Origin of the sequence: Variovorax sp. RO1 (assembly GCF_002849325.1) — a bacterium.
GTDB lineage: Bacteria > Pseudomonadota > Gammaproteobacteria > Burkholderiales > Burkholderiaceae_C > Variovorax.
This window is the reverse complement of sequence record NZ_PKMT01000001.1, coordinates 1,330,506-1,349,949: the sequence shown is the minus strand read 5'-3', so window position 1 is coordinate 1,349,949 and position 19,444 is coordinate 1,330,506. Positions and strand designations below refer to the sequence as shown.

Here is a 19,444-nt window from a genome sequence, read left to right as displayed (position 1 = left end):
CCGACGATCAGCCGCCTGGCAGCAGGTGTTTGGCTTGCAGCCGGGGGGTGCCGTTTTCGAGGACGCCACCCACGGTGAAGAACGATCCGAAGACCACGATTCTATCAGTGGCACCTGCCTGCTCGATGGCCGCGCGCAGGGCGTCCATCGGGCTCGCGTGCACGCTGCCCGAGGCATCGGCGCGCGTGTTCTGCGCCTGCCACGCGGCCAGCAGATCGGCCGCCTTGGCGGCGCGCGGCGTGGGCAGGTCGGTGAAGTACCAGCGGTCGATCAGCGGCCCGATGCGCGCGAGGATGGGCGCGAGGTCCTTGTCGGCCATGACACCGAACACGCCGTGCGTGGTGGGCGAAAAACCCATCGCGTCGAGGTTCTCGGCCAGCGCCGCGACGGCGTGGGCGTTGTGCGCCACGTCGAGCACCAGCGTGGGCTCGCCCGGCACGATCTGGAAGCGGCCCGGCAGCTCGACCATCGCGAGCCCGTTGCGCACCGCCTGCGCCGTGATCGGCAGTTGGGGCCGCAGCGCCTCGAGCGCCGCGAGCACGCCCGCGGCATTGAGCAACTGGTTGGCGCCGCGCAGCGCCGGATAGGCCAGCCCGCTGTAGCGCCGTCCGCGGCCCGACCAGCCCCACTGCTGCTTGTCGCCCGAGACATTGAAGTCGTGCCCGAAGCGCCACAGATCGGCGCCGATGGCGTTCGCATGGTCGATCACGCTTTGCGGCGGCACCGGGTCGCTCACGATGGCCGGCTTGCCGGCGCGCAGGATGCCGGCCTTCTCGAAGCCGATGCTTTCGCGGTCGGGGCCGAGGTATTCCATGTGGTCCAGGTCGATGCTGGTGATGACCGCGCAGTCGGCGTCGATGATGTTCACCGCGTCGAGCCGGCCGCCCAGGCCGACCTCGAGGATCGCGACGTCGGGCTTCTCCTGGGTCATGCAATGCAGGATGCCGAGCGTGGTGAACTCGAAGTAGGTCAGGGCCATGTCGCCACGGGCCTTCTCCACCACCTCGAAGCTTGCTATCAGTTTAGAAGCATCGACCGCTTCGCCCTTGAGCCGCAGCCGCTCTTCGAAGCGCACGAGGTGCGGCGACGTGAACACGGCCGTGCGGTAGCCGGCGTGCGTGAGGATCGACTCGAGCATGGCGCAGGTCGAGCCCTTGCCATTGGTGCCCGCCACCGTGATGACGGGGCAGTCGAAACGCAGGCCCAGACGCTGCGCCATTTCTTTGGCGCGATCGAGCCCGAGCTCGATCTTGTCGGGATGAAGGTGCTCGGCGCGCGCGAGCCAGTCGTTCAGGGTTTCCATGGAGGCCGGAATTGTCGCCGACCCGCCACTCGCGGCATCATGGCGGCCATGACAACCCTATACGGCATCCCGAACTGCGACACCGTCAAGCGCGCCCGCGCCTGGCTCGACGACCATGGCGTGGCCTACGCCTTCCACGATTTCAAGAAACAGGGCGTGCCCGAAGCCGAACTCGACCGCTGGCTCAAGGCGCCCGGCTGGGAGGCGCTGGTCAATCGCAAGGGCACCACCTGGCGCAAGCTCGACGAGGCCACCCGCGACGCCGTGGTCGATGCCGCCTCGGCCCGCCCCGTGCTGCTGGCCAACCCCAGCCTGATCAAGCGGCCGGTGGTCGACTGGGGCCCGAAGACCGGCGTAACGACCGGTTTCGATGCGCCAAGCTGGGCTGTGAACGCCGTGTAAACCCCGGAACCCCGTCCCGCCGGCGGGCCTCCAACCCCGATCTGCAGGAGAGAACACCATGAACAGACACGTTTTTCGCATCCTCACGGGGCTGTCGGCGGCCGGCCTGCTGGCCACAGGCGCCAGCGTCGCGCAGGCCCAGCAAGTGGTCCAGGCCCCTGTGATCTCCGCCACGCCGATCCGCGAAACGACCGGCAGTGACGTCAGCTACAACGTCACCTACGAGTACCAGGGCCGGCAGTACACGACGCGCACCACCAGCCGGCCGGGCGCCACCCTTCCGATCCAGGCCAGCGCCTACGGGGTGACCACCGCGCCGGTCCAGCCCCAATCGCAGTTGCAGCCCTATCCGGTCGAGGCCAACAACGGCCAGCAGTACCAGGAGCAGTACCAGCAATACCCACAGGGGCAGTATCAACAGGGTGCCAATTCCCCGTGGGACAGCGTCGTGCCCGAACCCGGCGTGGTGGTGTCCAACGCGCCGGCGCCGGTCTACACGCAGCCGGCCCCGGTGTACGCCCCGCCCGTCTACGTGCAGCCCGCCTACACCTACCCGTATGCACAGCCCTACGTCTACCCACCGGTCGGCATCTCGCTGAACCTGGGCTATTCGCGCGGCTGGGGCGGTGGCGGCTACTACCGTGGCCATCGCGGATGGGGCGGCCATCGCCACGGCTGGCGCTACTGAGTTCCCCCACGGCGGGCCGGCTCTCCCGAGCCCCTAAAATCGAGGGCTTCTCCAACCCCGGGGGTGCTGCTGCCGCGGCGCGTCCCTCGATCCGCCGAACGCGCAGGCGCCGGCGCCATCCATCCAATGACGACGACTACCGACACCATCAACAGCGCCGCAGTGGCCACCAAGGCCAATGTGTATTTCGACGGCAAGTGCGTGAGCCACAACCTCACGCTGGCGGACGGCACCAAGAAATCGGTCGGCGTGATCCTGCCGTCCACCCTCACCTTCAACACCGGCGCGCCTGAAATCATGGAAGGCGCCGGCGGCAACTGCGAATACCAGCTCGCAGGCACCAGCGAATGGATCGCCTCGGGCCCCGGCCAGAAGTTCAGCATTCCCGGCAACTCCAGCTTCCAGATCCGCGTGACTGGCGAGCCCTACAGCTACATCTGCCACTTCGGTTGAAACGGAACCCCTGACATGTCGACCATTCTCCAAAACGTTCCCGCCGGCCAGAAGGTCGGCATCGCCTTCTCGGGCGGCCTGGACACCAGCGCGGCACTGCACTGGATGAAGCTGAAGGGCGCAATCCCCTACGCCTACACCGCCAACCTCGGCCAGCCCGACGAGCCCGACTACGACGAGATCCCGCGCAAGGCGATGCTCTACGGCGCCGAGAACGCCCGCCTCATCGACTGCCGCGTGCAGCTGGCCAACGAAGGCATCGCCGCCCTGCAGGCCGGCGCCTTCCACGTGACCACCGCCGGCGTCACCTACTTCAACACCACGCCGCTGGGCCGTGCCGTGACGGGCACCATGCTGGTGTCGGCCATGAAGGAAGACGACGTCCACATCTGGGGCGACGGCAGCACCTACAAGGGCAACGACATCGAGCGCTTCTACCGCTACGGCCTGCTCACCAACCCCGCGCTGAAGATCTACAAGCCCTGGCTCGACCAGGTCTTCATCGACGAGCTGGGTGGCCGCGCCGAGATGTCGGCGTTCATGCAGAAGGCCGGCTTCGCCTACAAGATGTCGTCCGAGAAGGCCTACTCGACCGACTCGAACATGCTCGGCGCCACGCACGAAGCGAAAGACCTCGAGCACCTGAACAGCGGCATGCAGATCGTGCAGCCCATCATGGGCGTGGCCTTCTGGAAGGACGAAGTCGAAGTCAAGCGCGAAACCGTCTCGGTGCGCTTCGAAGAAGGCGTGCCCGTTGCGCTGAACGGCGTGCGCTACGCCAACCTGGTCGACCTGATCCTCGAAGCCAACCGCATCGGCGGCCGCCACGGCCTGGGCATGAGCGACCAGATCGAAAACCGCATCATCGAGGCCAAGAGCCGCGGCATCTACGAGGCTCCCGGCCTCGCGCTGCTGTTCATCGCCTACGAGCGCCTGGTCACCGGCATCCACAACGAAGACACGATCGAGCAGTACCGCGACAACGGCCGCCGCCTGGGCCGCCTGCTGTACCAGGGCCGCTGGTTCGACCCGCAGGCCATCATGCTGCGCGAGACGGCGCAACGCTGGGTCGCGCGCGCCATCACCGGTGAAGTGACGGTGGAGCTGCGCCGCGGCAACGACTACTCGATCCTGAACACCGAATCGGCCAACCTCACGTACAAGCCCGAGCGCCTGAGCATGGAAAAGGTCGAAGGCGCGTTCACGCCGCTGGACCGCATCGGCCAGCTCACGATGCGCAACCTCGACATCGTCGACACGCGCGAGAAGCTGGCGATCTACACCCGCGTGGGCCTGCTGTCGTCGGGCGAAGGCGCCTCGCTGCCGAAGCTGGCGAACGACGGCGACGCGAGCTGATCGATCGATCCGCCGGCCCTTGCCACGCGCAAGGGCAGCAATAAAAAACGGGCCCTCGCGGCCCGTTTTTCTTTGGAAGGTGCGCTGGCGTCAGTCGCCGCCCCCTCCTCCGCAACCGCCGCCGCATCCACCGCCGCCATCGGACGCACCACCACCGTCGCTGGAGCCGCCATCGCCGCTCCCGCTCGCCTCGCTGCCGCCGAAGCCTCCGGCATCGCCCGAGCTGCCGCTGTCGGACGACGAATCGCCGAAGCTCGAGCCACAGTGCGCGTCGGAACCGGTCGCCCGCTCGATCGTCCGGCAATCAGGGATGTAGTGAAAGCCGCCCGCAATCGCGAACTTGATGTCCAGCGCAAACAGCAGCGGCAGCCGCGCCGGCTTGCGCGGGTCGATGCTTTCTTCCTTGCAGGCCCAGTACCAGGTGCGGCGCAGGCCGTCGTTGCGCCGCGCGTCCTGGCCCAGCACCTCGGCCGGGCTGTGGTGCAGCAGGCGCCCGAAGGCCGCCTGGCACCAGGTCTGGTAGGCCTGCGTGTGCAGGATGAACTCGTGCCAGGCCGTGTCGACCACCCGCGAAGGCATGGCGACGAACTTGCGGTCGCTGCGCAGGTGCGCCATGAAGAACTGCCGCAGGCCACGCAGCACCAGCTCGGCGTCGCGCGGGCTCAGTTGCGGGTGTGCCGCGCGCAGCTTGCCGATCAGGAACGGCGGCAGCCGGGCCTCGCGGATGAACTGGCGGCGCATGCTCTTCTCGACCCAGGCGAGCGTCGCGACGAAAGCAAAGCCGGCAAACAGCACAAAGGCCACCGATCCGGCCCCGTTGTGCCACCCGAAAAGCAGCCAGGCGATACCGCCCACGACGGTGAGCCGCTGGGCCCACAGGGCGACCGCAATACGGCGCCGGAAGTTCAGGTGAAGAAAGTCGAGCTCCATGCGCGCGGCGGTGTGCGGGGTGTCGCCGGGGTCAGACCACCACCGGCTCCGGCTCCAGCCGGATGCCGAAGCGCTCGTACACGCTGGTCTGGATCGCCTTGGCCAGCGTCATCACCTCGCCGCCCGTCACCGGGTTGGCCGAGCCGCCCCGGTTGACCAGCACCAGCGCCTGCCTTTCGTAGACGCCCGCGTTGCCGACCGACTTGCCCTTCCAGCCGCAGGCGTCGATGAGCCAGCCGGCCGCGAGCTTGATGCTGCCGTCGTCCATCGGGTAATGCACGATCTTGGGGTCGCGCGCGATGATGTCGGCGCACTGCTCGGGCGTGACCGTCGGATTCTTGAAGAAACTGCCGGCGTTGCCCAGCACGCGCCAGTCGGGCAGCTTGGCGCGGCGGATGGCGCAGATCCACTCGAAGATATCGACCGCGCTGGGCGTGAAGTTGGCGGTTTCTTCCATCTTGCGTTCGAGGTCGAGGTAGCCGACCACCGGCTTCCACGGCTTCGGCAGCCGGAAGCGCACCCGCGTGATGACCGCGCGGCCCGCCAGGCCGAAGTCGTTCGGGCCGCTGCGCACATGCTTGAAGACCGAATCGCGGTAGCCGAACGCGCATTGCGCCGCATCGAGCGTGAAGGCGCGGCCGGTTTCGAGGTCGAAGGCGTCGAGCGAGTCGAAGCGGTCCTGCAGCTCGACGCCGTACGCGCCGATGTTCTGCACCGGCGCGCCGCCCACGGTGCCGGGTATCAGCGCCAGGTTTTCCAGCCCCGGGTAGCCGCTGCGCACCATCCATTCGACGGTGTCGTGCCAGGTTTCGCCGGCGCCGGCCTCCACGATCCAGGCACGCGGCGTCTCTTCGACCAGCCGTCGGCCCTTGATTTCGACCTTCAGCACCAGCGGCTTGACGTCGCCCGTGAGCACGATGTTGCTGCCGCCGCCGAGCACGAAACGGGGTTCGTTGCGCCAGGCGGGGTCGGCGTGCAGCGCGACCAGGTCGGCCTCGCTGGCGATGCGCGCCAGGTGCTGCGCGCGCGCGACGATGCCGAAGCTGTTATAGGGCTGCAGCGGGACATTGGACTCCACGATCATGGGAGAATTGTCGCATTCAGTCCCCGTGCGTCCAGGAGTGCCCATGCCGTCTTTCGATACCGTCTGCGAGCCCAATCTGCCCGAAGTGAAGAATGCGGTGGAAAACACCGCCAAGGAAATCGGCACACGCTTCGATTTCAAGGGCACCGCCGCTGCCGTCGAGCTCAAGGACAAAGAGATCACGATGATCGGCGACGCCGAGTTCCAACTCGTGCAGGTCGAAGACATCCTTCGCAGCAAGCTCACCAAGCGCAGCGTCGACGTGCGCTTTCTCGACAAGGGCGACGTCCAGAAGATGGGCGGCGACAAGGTCAAGCAGGTCATCAAGATCAAGAACGGCATCGAGACCGAGCAGGCCAAGAAGATCACCCGCATCATCAAGGACAGCAAGCTCAAGGTGCAGGCCGCGATCCAGGGCGACGCCGTGCGCATCACCGGCGCCAAGCGCGACGACCTGCAGGCCGCCATGGCCCTCATCAAGAAGGACGTGCCCGACATGCCGGTGTCCTTCAACAACTTCCGCGACTGACCCGCGCATGAAGGCGCTCCTCGCCGCGGTGCTGTGCTCGGCCGCGGCCATGGGAGCGCACGCCGCCGACTCGGTCACGCTGACCGGCTCCATCGGCAGCCGCGCCATCCTCATCGTGAACGGCGCGCCACCCAAGACGGTGGCGGTCGGCGAAACCTTCCAGGGCGTCAAGCTGGTGTCGCTGCAGGCCGACCAGGCGGTGGTCGAATCGGCGGGCAAGCGTTTCTCGCTGCGCATGGATTCGCCCGTGAGCATCGGCCGCGGCGGCGTTGCCAGCACTGGCAACCGCATCGTGCTGCCGGCCGACAGCCGGGGCCACTACATGACGCAGGGCCAGATCAACGGCCGCGCCGTCACCTTCATGCTCGACACCGGCGCGACCACCATCGCGCTGTCGGCAGTCGACGCCCAGCGCATCGGGCTCGACTACAGCAAGGGGCAGCTGGTGCAGATGCGCACCGCCAACGGCAACGCCGCGGGCTACAGGCTGCGCTTGCAAAGCGTGCGCGTGGGCGACGTCGAGGTCTACGACATCGACGCCATCGTCTCGCAACAGCCCATGCCGTACGTGCTGCTGGGCAACAGCTTTCTCAATCGCTTCTCGATGCGGCGCGACGCCGACGAGATGATTCTCGAGAAGCGGTACTGAGACCGCTCCCGATCTAGCCCCAGGCCTTCAGGCCTGTGCGGCCGTGACGACGATCTCGATCTTGTAAGCCGCGTTGGCCATCTTGGCCTCCACGGTCGCGCGCGGCGGCGTGTTGCCGGCCGGAATCCACGCGTCCCACACCTCGTTCATGGCGCCGATATCGCCGATGTCGGCCAGGAAGATCTGCGTCATGAGGATGCGCGACTTGTCGCTGCCGGCCTCGGCCAGCAGGCGGTCGACCATGCCGAGCACCTGGGCCGTCTGGCCGCGGATGTCCTGCGTGGTGTCGTCGGGCACCTGGCCCGCGAGGTAGATGGTGCCGTTGTGCACGGCCGTCTCCGAGAGACGCGGGCCGACGTGGAAGCGGGTAATGGATGCCATGGTGAGGTTCAAGCCTTTTTCTTCGAGCCGAGTTTCGACTCCGTGCCGGCCGCGAGCCGGCGGATGTTTTCGCGGTGCCGCCAGATCAGCAGCAAACTCATGACGATGATGGCAATCAGCACCGTGCGGTCGAGCGGCCACGCGATGTTGCCGCCGATCAGATAGTAGGCCGGCGCAAAGAACGCCGCCACCAGCGACGACAGCGACGAGTAACGAAAGAAGACCGCGATGATCAGCCAGGTCGCGCCCGTGGCGAGCCCCAGCCAGGGCGCGATGCCCACCAGCACACCGGCCGCCGTCGCCACGCCCTTGCCGCCCTGGAAGCCGAAGAACACCGGGTACAGGTGACCCAGGAAGGCCGCCAGGCCTGCCAGCGCCGCCACGCCCTCGCCCAGCCCCCACTGCGCGCCGAACTGGCGGATCAGGAACACCGGCAGCCAGCCCTTCGCCGCATCGAGCAGCAAGGTGGCCAGCGCGGCGCCCTTCTTGCCCGAGCGCAGCACGTTGGTGGCGCCGGGGTTGCCGCTGCCGTAGCTGCGCGGGTCGGCCATGCCGAGCGACTTGCTCACGATGACCGCAAACGACAGCGAACCGATCAGGTACGACGCCACGATGGCAATGATGGAAGGCAGATCGAAACTCAAGGCGGGTCTCCGGGAAACTTGTTGTTGTGCGCCGCCGGCGGCGTGCCCGGCGGGAAAATGCAAACGCCGGCTATTCTGCCAGCGCGCATTGCACGGGCTGGGCGCCCAGTAGCGTCACGCACACCTGCGGATCGATGCCGACGAGGTAGCCGCGCCGCCCGCCGTTGATCGCGATCTTCGGCAGTGCGAGGATGGTCTCTTCGATGTAGACCGGCATCTCGCGCCGCGTGCCGAAGGGCGAGGTGCCGCCTACCAGGTAGCCGCTGTGGCGCTGCGCCACCTCGGGCTTGCAGGGCTCGACCGACTTGGCGTCGATCTGCCGCGCGAGGTTCTTGGTCGACACCGTGCGGTTGCCGTGCATCAGCACGATCAGCGGCTTGGCGTCCTGGTCCTGCATCACCAGCGTCTTGACCACGGTGAACGGGTCGAAGCCCAGCGCCTGCGCGCTGTGCTGCGCGCCGCCGTGCGCCAGGTACTCGTACGGGTGCTCGGTGAAAGCGACCTGGTTCGCCCGCAGCCATTGGGTCGCGGGCGTTTCGGAAACGTGGGCCTTCTTGCTCACTCGCTCGATTGCCCCGGTCAGGCGGCGGGGTCGCGGATGTCCAGGCGGATCTTGTCGATCTCGGCCAGCACTTCGGCCGACAGCGTGGTGCCGTAGGCGTCCAGGTCTTCGTCGAGCTGGGCCACCGAGGTCACGCCGATGATCGTGCTCGCCACCTGCCACTTGGTGTAGCAGAAGGCCAGCGCGAGCTGCGTCGGGCTCAGGCCGTGGTCGCGTGCGAGCTGGTTGTAGCGCTTGGCTGCGCGCAACGCATCGGGCTTGCCCCAACGCTGCTTGCGCACCGATTCGTAGCTCGAGATGCGCGCGCCCTTCGGCGCGTCGGGGCCCTCGATGCCGCTCTGGTCGTACTTGCCCGTCAGCAGGCCGAAGGCCAGCGGCGAGTACGCCAGCAGCGACACGCCGAGCCGGTGCATCGTTTCGTCGAGCGCGTTCTCGTGCGCGCGGCTCACGAGGTTGTAGACGTTCTGCACCGACACCACGCGCGGCAGCCCGTGCTGCTCGGCCAGCCGCACGAACTCGTGCACGCCGTAGGGCGTCTCGTTCGACAGGCCGATGGTGCGCACCTTGCCCGCCTTCACCAGCTTGCCCAGCGCTTCGAGCTGGTCGTGGATCGGCGTCTGCGAGGTTTCCTTCTCGGGGTTGTAGTGGATGTTGCCGAACACCGGCACGTGGCGCTCGGGCCAGTGGATCTGGTACAGGTCGATCACGTCGGTCTGCAGGCGGCGCAGGCTGCCGTGGCACGAGGCCTCGATGTCGGCCGGCGTCATGCCCGTGCCTTCGCGCACCCAGGGCATGCCGCGCGAGGGGCCGGCCACCTTGGTGGCCAGCGTGATTTTCTGGCGCGTGCCGGGGTTGGCCGCAAACCAGTTGCCGATGATGGTTTCGGTCGCGCCGCAGGTTTCCTTGCTTGCCGGCACCGCGTACATCTCTGCGGTGTCGATGAAGTCGACGCCGCGTTCGAGCGAACGGGCCAGGACGGCATGGGCCGTGGGCTCATCGACCTGCTCGCCGAAAGTCATGGTGCCGAGGCAGATCGGGGTGACGTGAAGGTCGCTCTGACCGAGTGGAATCTTTTTCATGCGCGGAATGCTAGCGCGCCCGCGCGGCACGCGCTGACCCGCCGCCGAGAAACCGAGCGTCGCCCTGTCCTGTGGCGGACTGCGCGCGGCGCGGGCTCTCCGTATCATCGACCGCCATATGTACCAAGCCCTCCGCCCCTCGCGCAGCGAATTCGTGCCCGTGCGCAACCTGAACTACCACGTCCGCCTCTGGGGCCAGCCGTCGGCCGAACGCCCGCCGCTGGTGCTGGTGCATGGATGGATGGACGTCGCGGCCTCCTGGCAGTTCGTGGTCGACGCGCTGAAGGACGACCGTTTCATCATCGCCCCCGACTGGCGCGGCTTCGGCCTTACCGACGGCGGCGGCGTCGACAACTACTGGTTGCCCGACTACCTGGCCGACCTCGAATGGCTGCTCGACCACTACGCCGGCGAAGGCGACGATGCGCGCCCCGTCGACCTCGTCGGCCACAGCATGGGCGGCAATGTCGCGATGCACTACGCGGGCGTGCGCCCCGCGCGCATCCGCCGCCTCGTCAACCTCGAAGGCTTCGGCATGCCCGCACGCCTGCCCGACGAAGCACCCGCGCGCTACGGCCAGTGGATCGACGAGCTCAAGGGCCTGCACCGCGGCGAGAAGGCGCTCGCGGGCTATTCGGCGTTGGACGGCGTGGCGCGTCGCCTCATGAAGACCAACCCGCGCCTCACGCAAGACAAGGCCGACTGGCTGGCCAGCCACTGGTCGGCGCAGCAGCCACAAGCCGACGGCAGCACGCGCTGGCAGATCCTCGGCGAAGCGGCGCACAAGATCATCAACGCCAACATCTTCCGCGTCGACGAGACGCTGGCGCTGTATGCGCGCATCACCGCGCCGACGCTGATGGTCGAAGCCTCGGACGACAGCCTGCAGGGCTGGTGGAAGGCCCGCTACACGCTCGCCGAGTTCCACGAGCGGCTCAAGTCCGTGCCCTCGGTGCGCATCGAGCAGCTGGCGGACGCGGGCCACATGCTGCACCACGACCAGCCGCAACGCGTGGCGCAGCTGATTGAAGACTTTCTGGCCTAGTTTGACTTCTGCGTGGCGCGGCGCAGTGCCGCGCGCGCCAGCAGCCGCGTCGAATCGAGCGTCGGCAGCGGCGAATTCGCATCGCTCATGATCAGCGGAATCTCGGTGCAGCCGAGCACCACCGCGTCGCAGCCCTCGGCGTCCTTCAGGCGCTGCATCACGCGCTGGAAGGTCGCCACGGCCTCGGGCCTGAAGATGCCGCAGACCAGCTCGTCCATGATGATCCGGCCGATCTCGGCGCGCTCATCGATGGTCGGGCGCACGTACTCAAGGCCGCGCGCCGAGAGCTTCTCCGGATACACCTCGCTGTCGGTCAGCCAGCGCGTGCCCGTGATGCCGATGCGGCGAAAGCCCCGCCGCACGGCCTCGTCGGCCACCACTGCGGCGATGTGCAGCCAGGGCCGCGGCGAACGCGGCGCCACGTGGTCGAAGGCCTGGTGGATGGTGTTGTCGGGACAGATCAGAAAGTCCGCGCCCGCCGCGGCGAGCTTGTGCGCAGAGGCGAGCATCAGCACGCCTACGCCCGCCAGGTCGCCCGCGTCCAGGCAGTACGTGTACGCCGCGAGCGAGGGCGTGTGCATCGACACCTCGGGGTGCGCATGCGGGCCGAGCAGCGCCGCGCCCTCGATGCAGATGGTCTTGTAGCAAAGGGCCGCGCCTTCGGCGGAGCAGCCGACGATTCCGATGTGCAGGGTCATGCGCCGCATCCTACAAAAGCCGGCGCGGGTTATCCGGCGTGCGGATATGCAAGCGCGCAAATCTTCGTTCGCGCGGCGCGGCGTGCGTCCTAGAGTGCCCGACTCCTCTCTTGCCGTCTCCCGGAGTTGTCGCCATGCCTTCCCTTTCGCGCGCGCCCTCGTGGCTGCGCCGCCTTGCCCCGCTGTCCGGCGGGCTCGCACTGAGCCTGCTGCTGCATGTGCATGCCCACGCGGACGATCTGCGCGTCGGCTTCATGCCGGGCCCCTACCGCGACGCCTTCACCCACGGCATCGAGCCCCAGCTGAAGAAGCTGGGCTACAGCATCAAGTACGTCGAGTTCAGCCAGGGCGTGCAGCCCAACGACGCGGTGGAACGCGGGCAGATCGACGCCAACATCTTCCAGCACTCGCTGTACCTCAACGCCACCAACAAGCAGCAGGGCTTCGACCTCGTGCCCGTGGTCCATGTGCCGACGCCGCCCATGGGCCTGTATTCGCGCCGCCACAAGACGCTCGACACCGTGCCCGACGGCGCCACCGTCACGTTGCCCGCCGACCCGGTGAATGCGGCGCGCGCACTCAACATCCTCGCGGCCATCGGCTGGGTCACGCTCAAGCCGGGCGTGAGTCCGCTGAGCGTGTCGGAGCGCGACATCGCGAGCAACCCCAAACGCCTGAAGATCGTTCCGCTGGATGCCGCGCAGGCGCCGCGCTCGCTGGCCGACGCCGACCTCGCGGCCGTGCAGGGCAACTTCGCCGTGGCCTCGGGGCTCAAGCTCACCGAGGCGCTGAAGCTCGAAGACATGACGCTGCCCTACGTCAACGTGGTGGCGGTGAAGCGCAGCAACGAGAACGCGAAGTTCGCAAAGGACATCGCCACCGCCTACCAGTCGTCCGAGTTCCAGAAGTTCTTCAAGGCCAACCCTGTGTGGGCGGGCTACCGGCTGCCGGACTATTTCAGCCAATGAGCAACAGCAACAACCCCACCGCACCCCGCAGGCAGCTGCACCTCAACGTCAACATCCTGCATTCGGGCTTCGTGCCTTCGGCCTGGCGCCTGCCGGAGAGCGACCCGTGGGCGTTCGCCGACGTCCAGCACTACATCCGCACAGCGCAGATCGCCGAGGCCGCCAAGCTCGACGCCGTGTTCCTGGCGGACAACGCAGCCATCGTCGACCAGATCCATTTCCGCCCGATCACCGCGCTGGAGCCCACCATCCTGCTGGCCTGCGTGGCCGCCGCGACCACGCACATCGGCCTCATCGCCACCGCCTCCACCAGCTACAACGAGCCCTACAACCTCGCGCGCCGCTTCGCCACGCTCGACCACGTGAGCGCCGGCCGCGCCGGCTGGAACATGGTGACCACGGCCGACCTGCCCTCCGCGCGCAACTTCGGCCTGGACACCACGCCCGATCACGCGAAGCGCTACGCCCGCGCCTCGGAGTTCGCCGACCTCGTCAAGGCGCTGTGGGACAGCTGGGAAGACGACGCCTTCCTCGGCGACAAGGCCGCCGGCCGCTTCATCGACCCGGCCAAGGTGCACGCGCTCGCGCACCGCGGCGAACACTTCGCGGTGCAGGGCCCGCTCAACCTGCCGCGCCCGCCGCAGGGCCACCCCGTGCTGGTGCAGGCCGGCGCCTCGGCCGACGGGCGCGAGCTCGCATCGCGCCACGCCGAAGCCGTGTTCTCCGCCTCGCAGTCCTTTGAAGAATCGCAGGCCTACGCACGCGCCCTCAAGACCCGCGCCGCCGAACTGGGCCGCGGCCCCGATGCGGTGAAGGTGCTTGCCGGCCTCACCACCATCGTCGGCGCCACCGAAGCGCAAGCGCGCCGCCGCCGCGATGCGCTGGTCGACCTGATCCCCTGGGACTACAGCCTCACGCGCCTGGCTGGCACGCTGGGCATCACGCCCGACCGCCTCAAGCTCGACGAGCGCCTGCCCGACGATCTGCCGCTGCCCGGCAATGGGAACGGCAACCACACTTTTTTCAACGCCGTGGTCGCGGCCGGGCGCACGCATGGCTACACGGTGCGCCAGCTGATCCGCGAACTCGCGGGTGGCGGCGGGCACCGCGTGATCGTGGGCACGCCCGAGCAGATTGCCGATGACATCGAGCGCTGGTTCAAGGGCGGTGCGGCAGACGGGTTCAACCTGATGCCGGATGCGTTGCCGCATGGGCTGCAGGATTTTGTGGAGGGCGTGGTGCCGATCCTGCAGAAGCGCGGGATCTTTCGCACGGAGTACGAAGGGCGCACGTTGCGCGATCACCTGGGGCTGGCGCGGCCCGGCGGGCGAGCGGCACAGCGGCTGGCCGCCTGATGTGTTCCTCCCTCCCCTCCCGGGGGAGGGTCGGGGTGGGGGCAAGCGGCCTTCGCACATGCACAGCTTTTGCAGGCGCCGCGAGCCCCCATCCCAGCCTTCCCCCGGAAGGGGAAGGAGCAACACGGTGCACGCCGCGCCGCGTCGAACTTGCAGGCGACTGATCCCGCTCTACGTTTCGTCGGCGTCGTTGCCCGTCAGGGACAGCACTTCTTCGACGAAGGCCTCGAACAATGGCAACGCGGCAGGCAATCCGTCCAGCGACTCCGCCTCGCCAGCATCGAAGAAATGCGGCGTGTCGGAGGGAATGGAAACCCATTCCCCACCCTCAAACAACAACCCCAGATACCCCTCCGCCGTCGGCAGATAGAACAACCCCGCACTGTCGAGCGCGCGCTGCCCTTCGGCATCGCCGCGCCCCCAGCTCACGCCCTGCGCGGCCAGATGCTCGGTGATCCATCCGTCGCACACATGCGTGTCGCGCCAGTTTGCTTGGGCATCGAATACGGCCAGCACGGGCATGGAAGCGTCCTTCGCTGAAGCGTGATAGATCGATTACTGCAGGAAGCTGGGCTTGGCGTAGCCCTGGAACTTGCTGTCGACCACCGTCTTGAATTCCTTCGAGCGATAGGCGTCGGCGATGTCCTTGGCCCACGATGCGTTCTTGTCGGCGCTCTTCACGGCAACCACATTCAGGTAGTAGTCGGGCGTCTTCTCCAGCACCACGGCCTCGGTGAGCTTCAGGCCCGACGAGATCGCGAAGTTGCCGTTGACGATGGCGTACTCGGTGTCACCCAGCGAACGCGGCAGCTGTGCGGCCTCGAGCGGAATGAACTTCAGCTTCTTCGGGTTCTCGGCCACGTCCTTCTCCGACGCGCGCAGCGGGTCGATGCCAGCCTTGATCGTGACCAGCTTGTTCTGCTCCAGCAGCACCAGCGCGCGCGCCAGGTTGCTCGGGTCGTTCGGCAGCGTCACGCGGTCACCCTCCTTCACGTCGGCCAGCGTCTTGCGCTTGGTCGAGTACACACCCATCGGCGCGATCGGGCCCTGCACCAGCTCGGCGAGGTCGAGCTTCTGGTCGGCCGAGAACTTCTGCAGGTAGACCCGATGCTGGAAGAAGTTGGCGTCGAGCGAGCCCTGGGCCAGCGCGAGGTTGGGCTGCACGTAGTCGTTGAACTCGACCAGCTTCACCTTGTAGCCCTTCTTCTCGAGGATCGGAATGATGCCGGCCTTGAGCTGGTCGGCGTTGGAGCCGGCGGTGCCGCCGATCACGAGGTTCTTCTTGGCGTCTTGCGCCTGCGCCGACAGCGAGAGGCCGCCGAGCGACAGCGCGACGAGGGAAACGGCGAGAACGGAACGGCGCAGCAGTGCGGTTTTCATGGAGTGAGCAGAGAAAGAGAAAGGAAAGAAGAAAGAGACATCAACGCTTGTCGAGCCGGCGCGCCGTGGTGTTGCCCACGAACTGCAGGATCTGCACCAGCACCACGAGCAGCGCCACGGTGAGCACCATCACGTCGGTCTGGAAGCGGTAGTAGCCGTAGCGGATTGCCAGGTCGCCGATGCCGCCGCCGCCCACCACACCGGCAATCGCCGAGTACGACAGGAAGCTCACGGCCAGCACGGTGAGCGCGAGCACCAGCCCTGAGCGCGCCTCGACCACCAGCACGCGCCAGACGATCTGCAGTTCCGACGCGCCCATGGCGTGGGCCGCCTCGATCACGCCGCGCGGCACCTCGCGCAAGCACTGGTCGACCAGCCGCGCAAAGTACGGAATGGCCGCGAACGACAGCGGCACCGCAGCCGCCAGCGGTCCGATGGACGTGCCGGCAATCACCCGCGTGAACGGCACCAGCGCCACCAGCAGGATGATGAACGGGAAGGAACGCACCGTGTTCACGATCCAGTTGAGGATCAGGAACGCCGGCTTGTTTTCGAGCGACTGCCCCGGCCCGAGCAGGAACAGCAGGATGCCCAGCGGCCCGCCGATGAGCACCGCCGCCGACAGGCCGATGGCCAGCATCAGGAAGGTCTGGCCCGTGGCCGTCCACAGCTCGGGAAGGATGGGGGTGATGTTCTCAAACATAGGCCAGCTCCTGCGCGTTGCGCTGTGCGGTCGCCACGCGCGGCACCACGGGTTCGCGCGCTTCGCGTTCGCGGCGGCGCACCAGTTCGTCGATCTCGCGGCCCAGCGCGGTCTTGCGCTCCTCGCTCGGTGCATCGACGGCGAACTGCTCGATGAGGCGGCCCTTTTCGAGAATGGCCACGTTGCGGCACAGCACCTCGACCACCGAGAGCTCGTGCGTGACGATCACGATGGTCACGCCGATTTTCTGGTTGATGTCGCGCAGCGTTTCGAGCAGCGCGCGGGTGGTTTCGGTGTCGAGCGCCGAGGTGGGCTCGTCGCACAGCAGCACCTGCGGACGCGACGCCAGCGCGCGCGCAATGGCCACGCGTTGCTTCTGGCCGCCCGACAGCTGGGCCGGGTAGGTGTCGATCTTTTCGGCCAGGCCGACGAGGTCGAGGCACTCGCGCACCCGCTCGTTGATCTCGGCCTTGGAGTGGCGGCCGTGGATCTTCAGCGGGAAGGCCACGTTGTCGAACACCGTGGCGTTCTGCAGCAGGTTGAACTGCTGGAAGATCATGCCGATGTTCTGGCGCGTGTCGCGCAGCTCGCGGCGCGAGAGCGTCGTGAGGTCGCGCCCACCGACGAACACCTGGCCCGCATCGGGCCGCTCCAGCAGGTTGATGAGGCGCAGCAGCGTCGACTTGCCGGCGCCGCTCTTGCCGATCAGGCCGAACACGTCGCCCTGCTGGATCTCGAGTGACAGCGATTGCACGGCATCGAACACCTCGCCGCTGGGCAAGGCAAACGACTTCTGCACCGATTGAAGACGGATGACCGGCGCCGCGTTGCCGCGGGCCGCATCAGGCGAAGGGAAGGTCATGAAAGAAGGCGCGGGCCACAAGGGCGCGATCGCGCAGGTTCGCAAAAAGGTGCCGAGTATGTAAAGAAAGAGACCGAAAGGGAACGAACAAATCGGCTCTTGCTTATATGAAAAATCAGATAAGAAAGACCACATAAGCCGAGTGGATGCCATATCGATATGAGGATTGGTTCGTTCCCGATCCGCGGCGGCAATGCCACATTCGGCGCCTTCATTTCTTTCGATTTCGCGCCACCATGCATTCCACTTTCCGCCGCCGCAGCCTCGTGCTCGCCACCCTGGTCACCGCACTTTTCGCGGGCAACGCCGCCTTCGCACAGGACAACAAGAACACCGTCAAGGTCGGCATTTCCGTCGGCAGCGCCGAGCAGGTGTTCGAGGTGGTCAAGAAGGTCGCCGCCAAGGACGGCCTGACCGTCCAGGTCGTGGTGTTCAACGACTACCAGCTGCCCAACGCGGCGCTGGCCGCCGGCGACCTCGACGCCAACGCCTTCCAGCACCAGCCCTTCCTGGACAACCAGATCAAGGCGCGCGGCTTCGACCTCGTGCCCGTGGGCCTGACCATCACCGCACCGCTGGGCTTCTACTCGCGCAAGCTCAAGTCGATCGACCAGCTGGCCGACGGCGCCTCGGTCGGCATCCAGAACGACCCGTCGAACGGCAACCGCGCCCTGCTGCTGCTGCAGCAGGCCAAGCTCATCACCCTCAAGCCCGAGGCCGTGAAGAACAACAACGCCACGCCGCTGGACGTGGTGACCAACCCCAAGAAGCTCAAGCTGGTGTCGCTGGACGCCGCCCAGCTGCCGCGCTCGCTCGACGACCTAGCCATTTCGGCCATCAACAACGACTACGCCGAGAAGGCCGGCCTGTCGTTCGGCAAGGACGCCGTCATCAAGGAATCGGCCCAGAGCCCCTACGCCAACCTGATCGCCGTGCGCCGCGCCGACAAGGACAAGCCCTGGGCCAAGCGCCTCGTGGCGGCCTACCAGTCGCCGGAAGTGCGCAGCTTCATCGAGACGCAGTTCAAGGGGGCGTTGATTCCGGCGTTCTGATCCCGGAGCTTTCTCCCTCCCCTCCCGGGGGAGGGTTGGGGKGGGGGCACGACGGCGCCAAATTACGGGCAGCGCCGAATGCGGGTGCAGCCCCCATCCCGGCCTTCCCCCAGAGGGGGAAGGAGCAATACAGGGATGCTCCTGGGAAGGTTGGCGGACCGTGAGAAAATGACGGGTTCCCCCGAACACCAACCTCACACAGTCAGGACACCCCATGGACGCAGAACAGATCAACCAAATCGACGCAATGCTCGCAGACCTGAGCGTCCGTACGGTCGATTTACGGAGGTATCTTTGACTACGATGCCAAAGCTGAACGACTGAGGACAGTCAACGCATCGCTCGAAGACCCGAACGTCTGGAACGACCCGAAGAAGGCCCAGGAACTGGGCAAAGAGAAGAAGTCGCTCGACGACGTGGTCGTCACGCTCGACCGGCTCACCAACGGGCTGTCGGACAACACCGAGCTCTTCGAAATGTCGAAGGCCGACGGCGACATGGACGGCCTGCAGGCCATTGCCGATGACGCCGCCACGCTCGAAGCCGACATCAAGCAGCTCGAATTCCGCCGGATGTTCAACAACCCGGCCGACCCGCTGAACGCCTTTGTCGACATCCAGGCCGGCGCCGGCGGCACCGAGGCCTGCGACTGGGCCAGCATGCTGCTGCGCCAGTACCTGAAGTACGCCGAGCGCAAGGGCTTCAAGACGCAGATCGAAGACGAAACGCCCGGTGACACCGCCGGCATCAAGGGGGCGACCATCAAGGTCGAGGGCGACTACGCCTTTGGCCTGCTGCGCACCGAGACCGGCGTGCACCGCCTGGTGCGCAAGTCGCCGTTCGACTCGTCGGGCGGCCGCCACACCAGCTTCGCCTCGATCTTCGTGTACCCCGAAATCGATGATTCGATCGAGATCGACATCAACCCTTCGGACGTGCGCACCGACACCTTCCGCGCCTCGGGCGCCGGCGGCCAGCACATCAACAAGACCGACTCGGCCGTGCGCCTGACGCACATTCCGACCGGCATCGTGGTGCAGTGCCAGGACGGCCGCAGCCAGCACAGCAACCGCGACGTGGCGTGGAAGCGCCTGCGTTCGCGCCTGTACGACCACGAGATGCGCAAGCGCCAGGAAGAGCAGCAAAAGCTCGAGGACAGCAAGACCGACGTGGGCTGGGGCCACCAGATCCGCAGCTACGTGCTGGACAACAGCCGCATCAAGGACCTGCGCACCAACGTCGAAGTCTCGGCCACGCAGAAGGTGCTCGACGGCGACCTCGACGTGTTCATTGAAGCGTCGCTCAAGCAAGGCGTCTGATC

23 protein-coding genes are annotated in these 19,444 nt (G+C 67.0%); 11 read left to right on the top strand and 12 right to left on the bottom strand.

Annotated features, from left to right (window positions below; genetic code table 11):
• Positions 1 to 7 precede the first annotated feature (7 nt).
• Complete coding sequence (folC, locus tag CY658_RS06630) at positions 8 to 1,315, bottom strand: bifunctional tetrahydrofolate synthase/dihydrofolate synthase (protein ID WP_101489383.1); 1,308 nt, start codon at positions 1,313 to 1,315, stop codon at positions 8 to 10.
• A 36-nt stretch (positions 1,316 to 1,351) separates the two neighbouring features.
• On the opposite strand from folC, the gene CY658_RS06625 reads away from it, so the two are divergent.
• From CY658_RS06625 to argG, 4 genes are all read left to right on the top strand, one after another.
• Entirely contained in the window at positions 1,352 to 1,705 is a 354-nt protein-coding gene (locus CY658_RS06625) for an ArsC family reductase (RefSeq protein WP_101490259.1), read from the top strand.
• Positions 1,706 to 1,763: 58 nt separating this feature from the next.
• A complete protein-coding gene (locus CY658_RS06620) occupies positions 1,764 to 2,393 on the top strand; it encodes a hypothetical protein (protein ID WP_101489382.1) in 630 nt (209 codons plus the stop codon).
• Positions 2,394 to 2,519: 126 nt separating this feature from the next.
• A complete protein-coding gene (gene ppnP, locus CY658_RS06615; protein WP_056571690.1) occupies positions 2,520 to 2,846 on the top strand; it encodes a pyrimidine/purine nucleoside phosphorylase in 327 nt (108 codons plus the stop codon).
• Positions 2,847 to 2,861: 15 nt separating this feature from the next.
• On the top strand, positions 2,862 to 4,202 hold the full coding sequence (argG, locus tag CY658_RS06610) for an argininosuccinate synthase (RefSeq protein ID WP_101489381.1): 1,341 nt from the start codon (positions 2,862 to 2,864) through the stop codon (positions 4,200 to 4,202).
• A gap of 90 nt (positions 4,203 to 4,292) precedes the next feature.
• Here argG and CY658_RS06605 read toward each other — a convergent pair whose 3' ends face one another.
• Both CY658_RS06605 and murB read right to left on the bottom strand, forming a co-directional pair.
• Positions 4,293 to 5,132 (bottom strand): glycine-rich domain-containing protein, encoded by an 840-nt coding sequence (locus CY658_RS06605; protein WP_101489380.1) that lies wholly within the window; start codon positions 5,130 to 5,132, stop codon positions 4,293 to 4,295.
• A 31-nt stretch (positions 5,133 to 5,163) separates the two neighbouring features.
• A complete protein-coding gene (gene murB, locus CY658_RS06600; RefSeq protein ID WP_099791659.1) occupies positions 5,164 to 6,216 on the bottom strand; it encodes a UDP-N-acetylmuramate dehydrogenase in 1,053 nt (350 codons plus the stop codon).
• A 43-nt stretch (positions 6,217 to 6,259) separates the two neighbouring features.
• On the opposite strand from murB, the gene CY658_RS06595 reads away from it, so the two are divergent.
• Both CY658_RS06595 and CY658_RS06590 read left to right on the top strand, forming a co-directional pair.
• A complete protein-coding gene (locus CY658_RS06595) occupies positions 6,260 to 6,745 on the top strand; it encodes a YajQ family cyclic di-GMP-binding protein (protein ID WP_099791661.1) in 486 nt (161 codons plus the stop codon).
• A gap of 7 nt (positions 6,746 to 6,752) precedes the next feature.
• Positions 6,753 to 7,394, top strand: a complete 642-nt coding sequence (locus tag CY658_RS06590) for a retropepsin-like aspartic protease family protein (protein ID WP_101489379.1) — start codon at positions 6,753 to 6,755, stop codon at positions 7,392 to 7,394.
• Positions 7,395 to 7,421: 27 nt separating this feature from the next.
• On the opposite strand, the gene CY658_RS06585 is transcribed toward CY658_RS06590, so the two are convergent.
• The 4 genes from CY658_RS06585 to CY658_RS06570 form a co-directional block, all read right to left on the bottom strand.
• The gene (locus CY658_RS06585) at positions 7,422 to 7,775 is read right to left on the bottom strand and encodes a RidA family protein (protein ID WP_070062404.1); all 354 of its coding nucleotides are present in this window, start codon (positions 7,773 to 7,775) and stop codon (positions 7,422 to 7,424) included.
• 8 nt (positions 7,776 to 7,783) lie between these two features.
• Entirely contained in the window at positions 7,784 to 8,419 is a 636-nt protein-coding gene (gene plsY / locus CY658_RS06580; protein ID WP_101489378.1) for a glycerol-3-phosphate 1-O-acyltransferase PlsY, read from the bottom strand.
• A 70-nt stretch (positions 8,420 to 8,489) separates the two neighbouring features.
• Entirely contained in the window at positions 8,490 to 8,981 is a 492-nt protein-coding gene (locus tag CY658_RS06575) for an aminoacyl-tRNA deacylase (RefSeq protein WP_101489377.1), read from the bottom strand.
• A 17-nt stretch (positions 8,982 to 8,998) separates the two neighbouring features.
• The gene (locus CY658_RS06570) at positions 8,999 to 10,060 is read right to left on the bottom strand and encodes an aldo/keto reductase (protein ID WP_101489376.1); all 1,062 of its coding nucleotides are present in this window, start codon (positions 10,058 to 10,060) and stop codon (positions 8,999 to 9,001) included.
• A gap of 118 nt (positions 10,061 to 10,178) precedes the next feature.
• On the opposite strand from CY658_RS06570, the gene CY658_RS06565 reads away from it, so the two are divergent.
• Complete coding sequence (locus CY658_RS06565) at positions 10,179 to 11,105, top strand: alpha/beta fold hydrolase (protein WP_101489375.1); 927 nt, start codon at positions 10,179 to 10,181, stop codon at positions 11,103 to 11,105.
• Here CY658_RS06565 and CY658_RS06560 read toward each other — a convergent pair.
• A complete protein-coding gene (locus CY658_RS06560) occupies positions 11,102 to 11,803 on the bottom strand; it encodes an aspartate/glutamate racemase family protein (RefSeq protein ID WP_101489374.1) in 702 nt (233 codons plus the stop codon). The two genes, CY658_RS06565 and CY658_RS06560, sit on opposite strands and share 4 nt — an antisense overlap.
• A 134-nt stretch (positions 11,804 to 11,937) precedes the next feature.
• Between CY658_RS06560 and CY658_RS06555 the strand changes: the two genes are divergently transcribed.
• Entirely contained in the window at positions 11,938 to 12,771 is an 834-nt protein-coding gene (locus CY658_RS06555; RefSeq protein ID WP_101489373.1) for a MetQ/NlpA family ABC transporter substrate-binding protein, read from the top strand.
• Positions 12,768 to 14,126 (top strand): LLM class flavin-dependent oxidoreductase, encoded by a 1,359-nt coding sequence (locus CY658_RS06550; protein ID WP_101489372.1) that lies wholly within the window; start codon positions 12,768 to 12,770, stop codon positions 14,124 to 14,126. The genes CY658_RS06555 and CY658_RS06550 overlap by 4 nt, the downstream gene beginning before the upstream one ends.
• Before the next feature lie 171 nt (positions 14,127 to 14,297).
• Here CY658_RS06550 and CY658_RS06545 read toward each other — a convergent pair whose 3' ends face one another.
• From CY658_RS06545 to CY658_RS06530, 4 genes are read right to left on the bottom strand one after another with little or no spacing between them, the layout of a single operon-like run.
• Complete coding sequence (locus CY658_RS06545) at positions 14,298 to 14,648, bottom strand: hypothetical protein (RefSeq protein ID WP_101489371.1); 351 nt, start codon at positions 14,646 to 14,648, stop codon at positions 14,298 to 14,300.
• Between the two features lie 33 nt (positions 14,649 to 14,681).
• Positions 14,682 to 15,506: a MetQ/NlpA family ABC transporter substrate-binding protein gene (locus tag CY658_RS06540; protein ID WP_101489370.1), complete on the bottom strand. Its 825-nt coding sequence runs from the start codon at positions 15,504 to 15,506 to the stop codon at positions 14,682 to 14,684.
• A gap of 40 nt (positions 15,507 to 15,546) precedes the next feature.
• Positions 15,547 to 16,209, bottom strand: coding sequence for a methionine ABC transporter permease (locus tag CY658_RS06535; RefSeq protein WP_099791685.1), 663 nt, complete (start codon positions 16,207 to 16,209; stop codon positions 15,547 to 15,549).
• Positions 16,202 to 17,071, bottom strand: coding sequence for a methionine ABC transporter ATP-binding protein (locus CY658_RS06530; RefSeq protein ID WP_101489369.1), 870 nt, complete (start codon positions 17,069 to 17,071; stop codon positions 16,202 to 16,204). Before CY658_RS06530 ends, CY658_RS06535 begins: the two co-directional genes overlap by 8 nt.
• 236 nt (positions 17,072 to 17,307) lie before the next feature.
• On the opposite strand from CY658_RS06530, the gene CY658_RS06525 reads away from it, so the two are divergent.
• Positions 17,308 to 18,123: a MetQ/NlpA family ABC transporter substrate-binding protein gene (locus CY658_RS06525; protein ID WP_101489368.1), complete on the top strand. Its 816-nt coding sequence runs from the start codon at positions 17,308 to 17,310 to the stop codon at positions 18,121 to 18,123.
• Between the two features lie 214 nt (positions 18,124 to 18,337).
• Positions 18,338 to 19,442 (top strand): peptide chain release factor 2 gene (prfB, locus tag CY658_RS06520; protein WP_099791691.1). Its coding sequence is split into 2 segments (ribosomal slippage): positions 18,338 to 18,418 and positions 18,420 to 19,442, totalling 1,104 coding nucleotides; the frame shifts between segments, so codons are not numbered across the junction.
• Positions 19,443 to 19,444 lie beyond the last annotated feature (2 nt).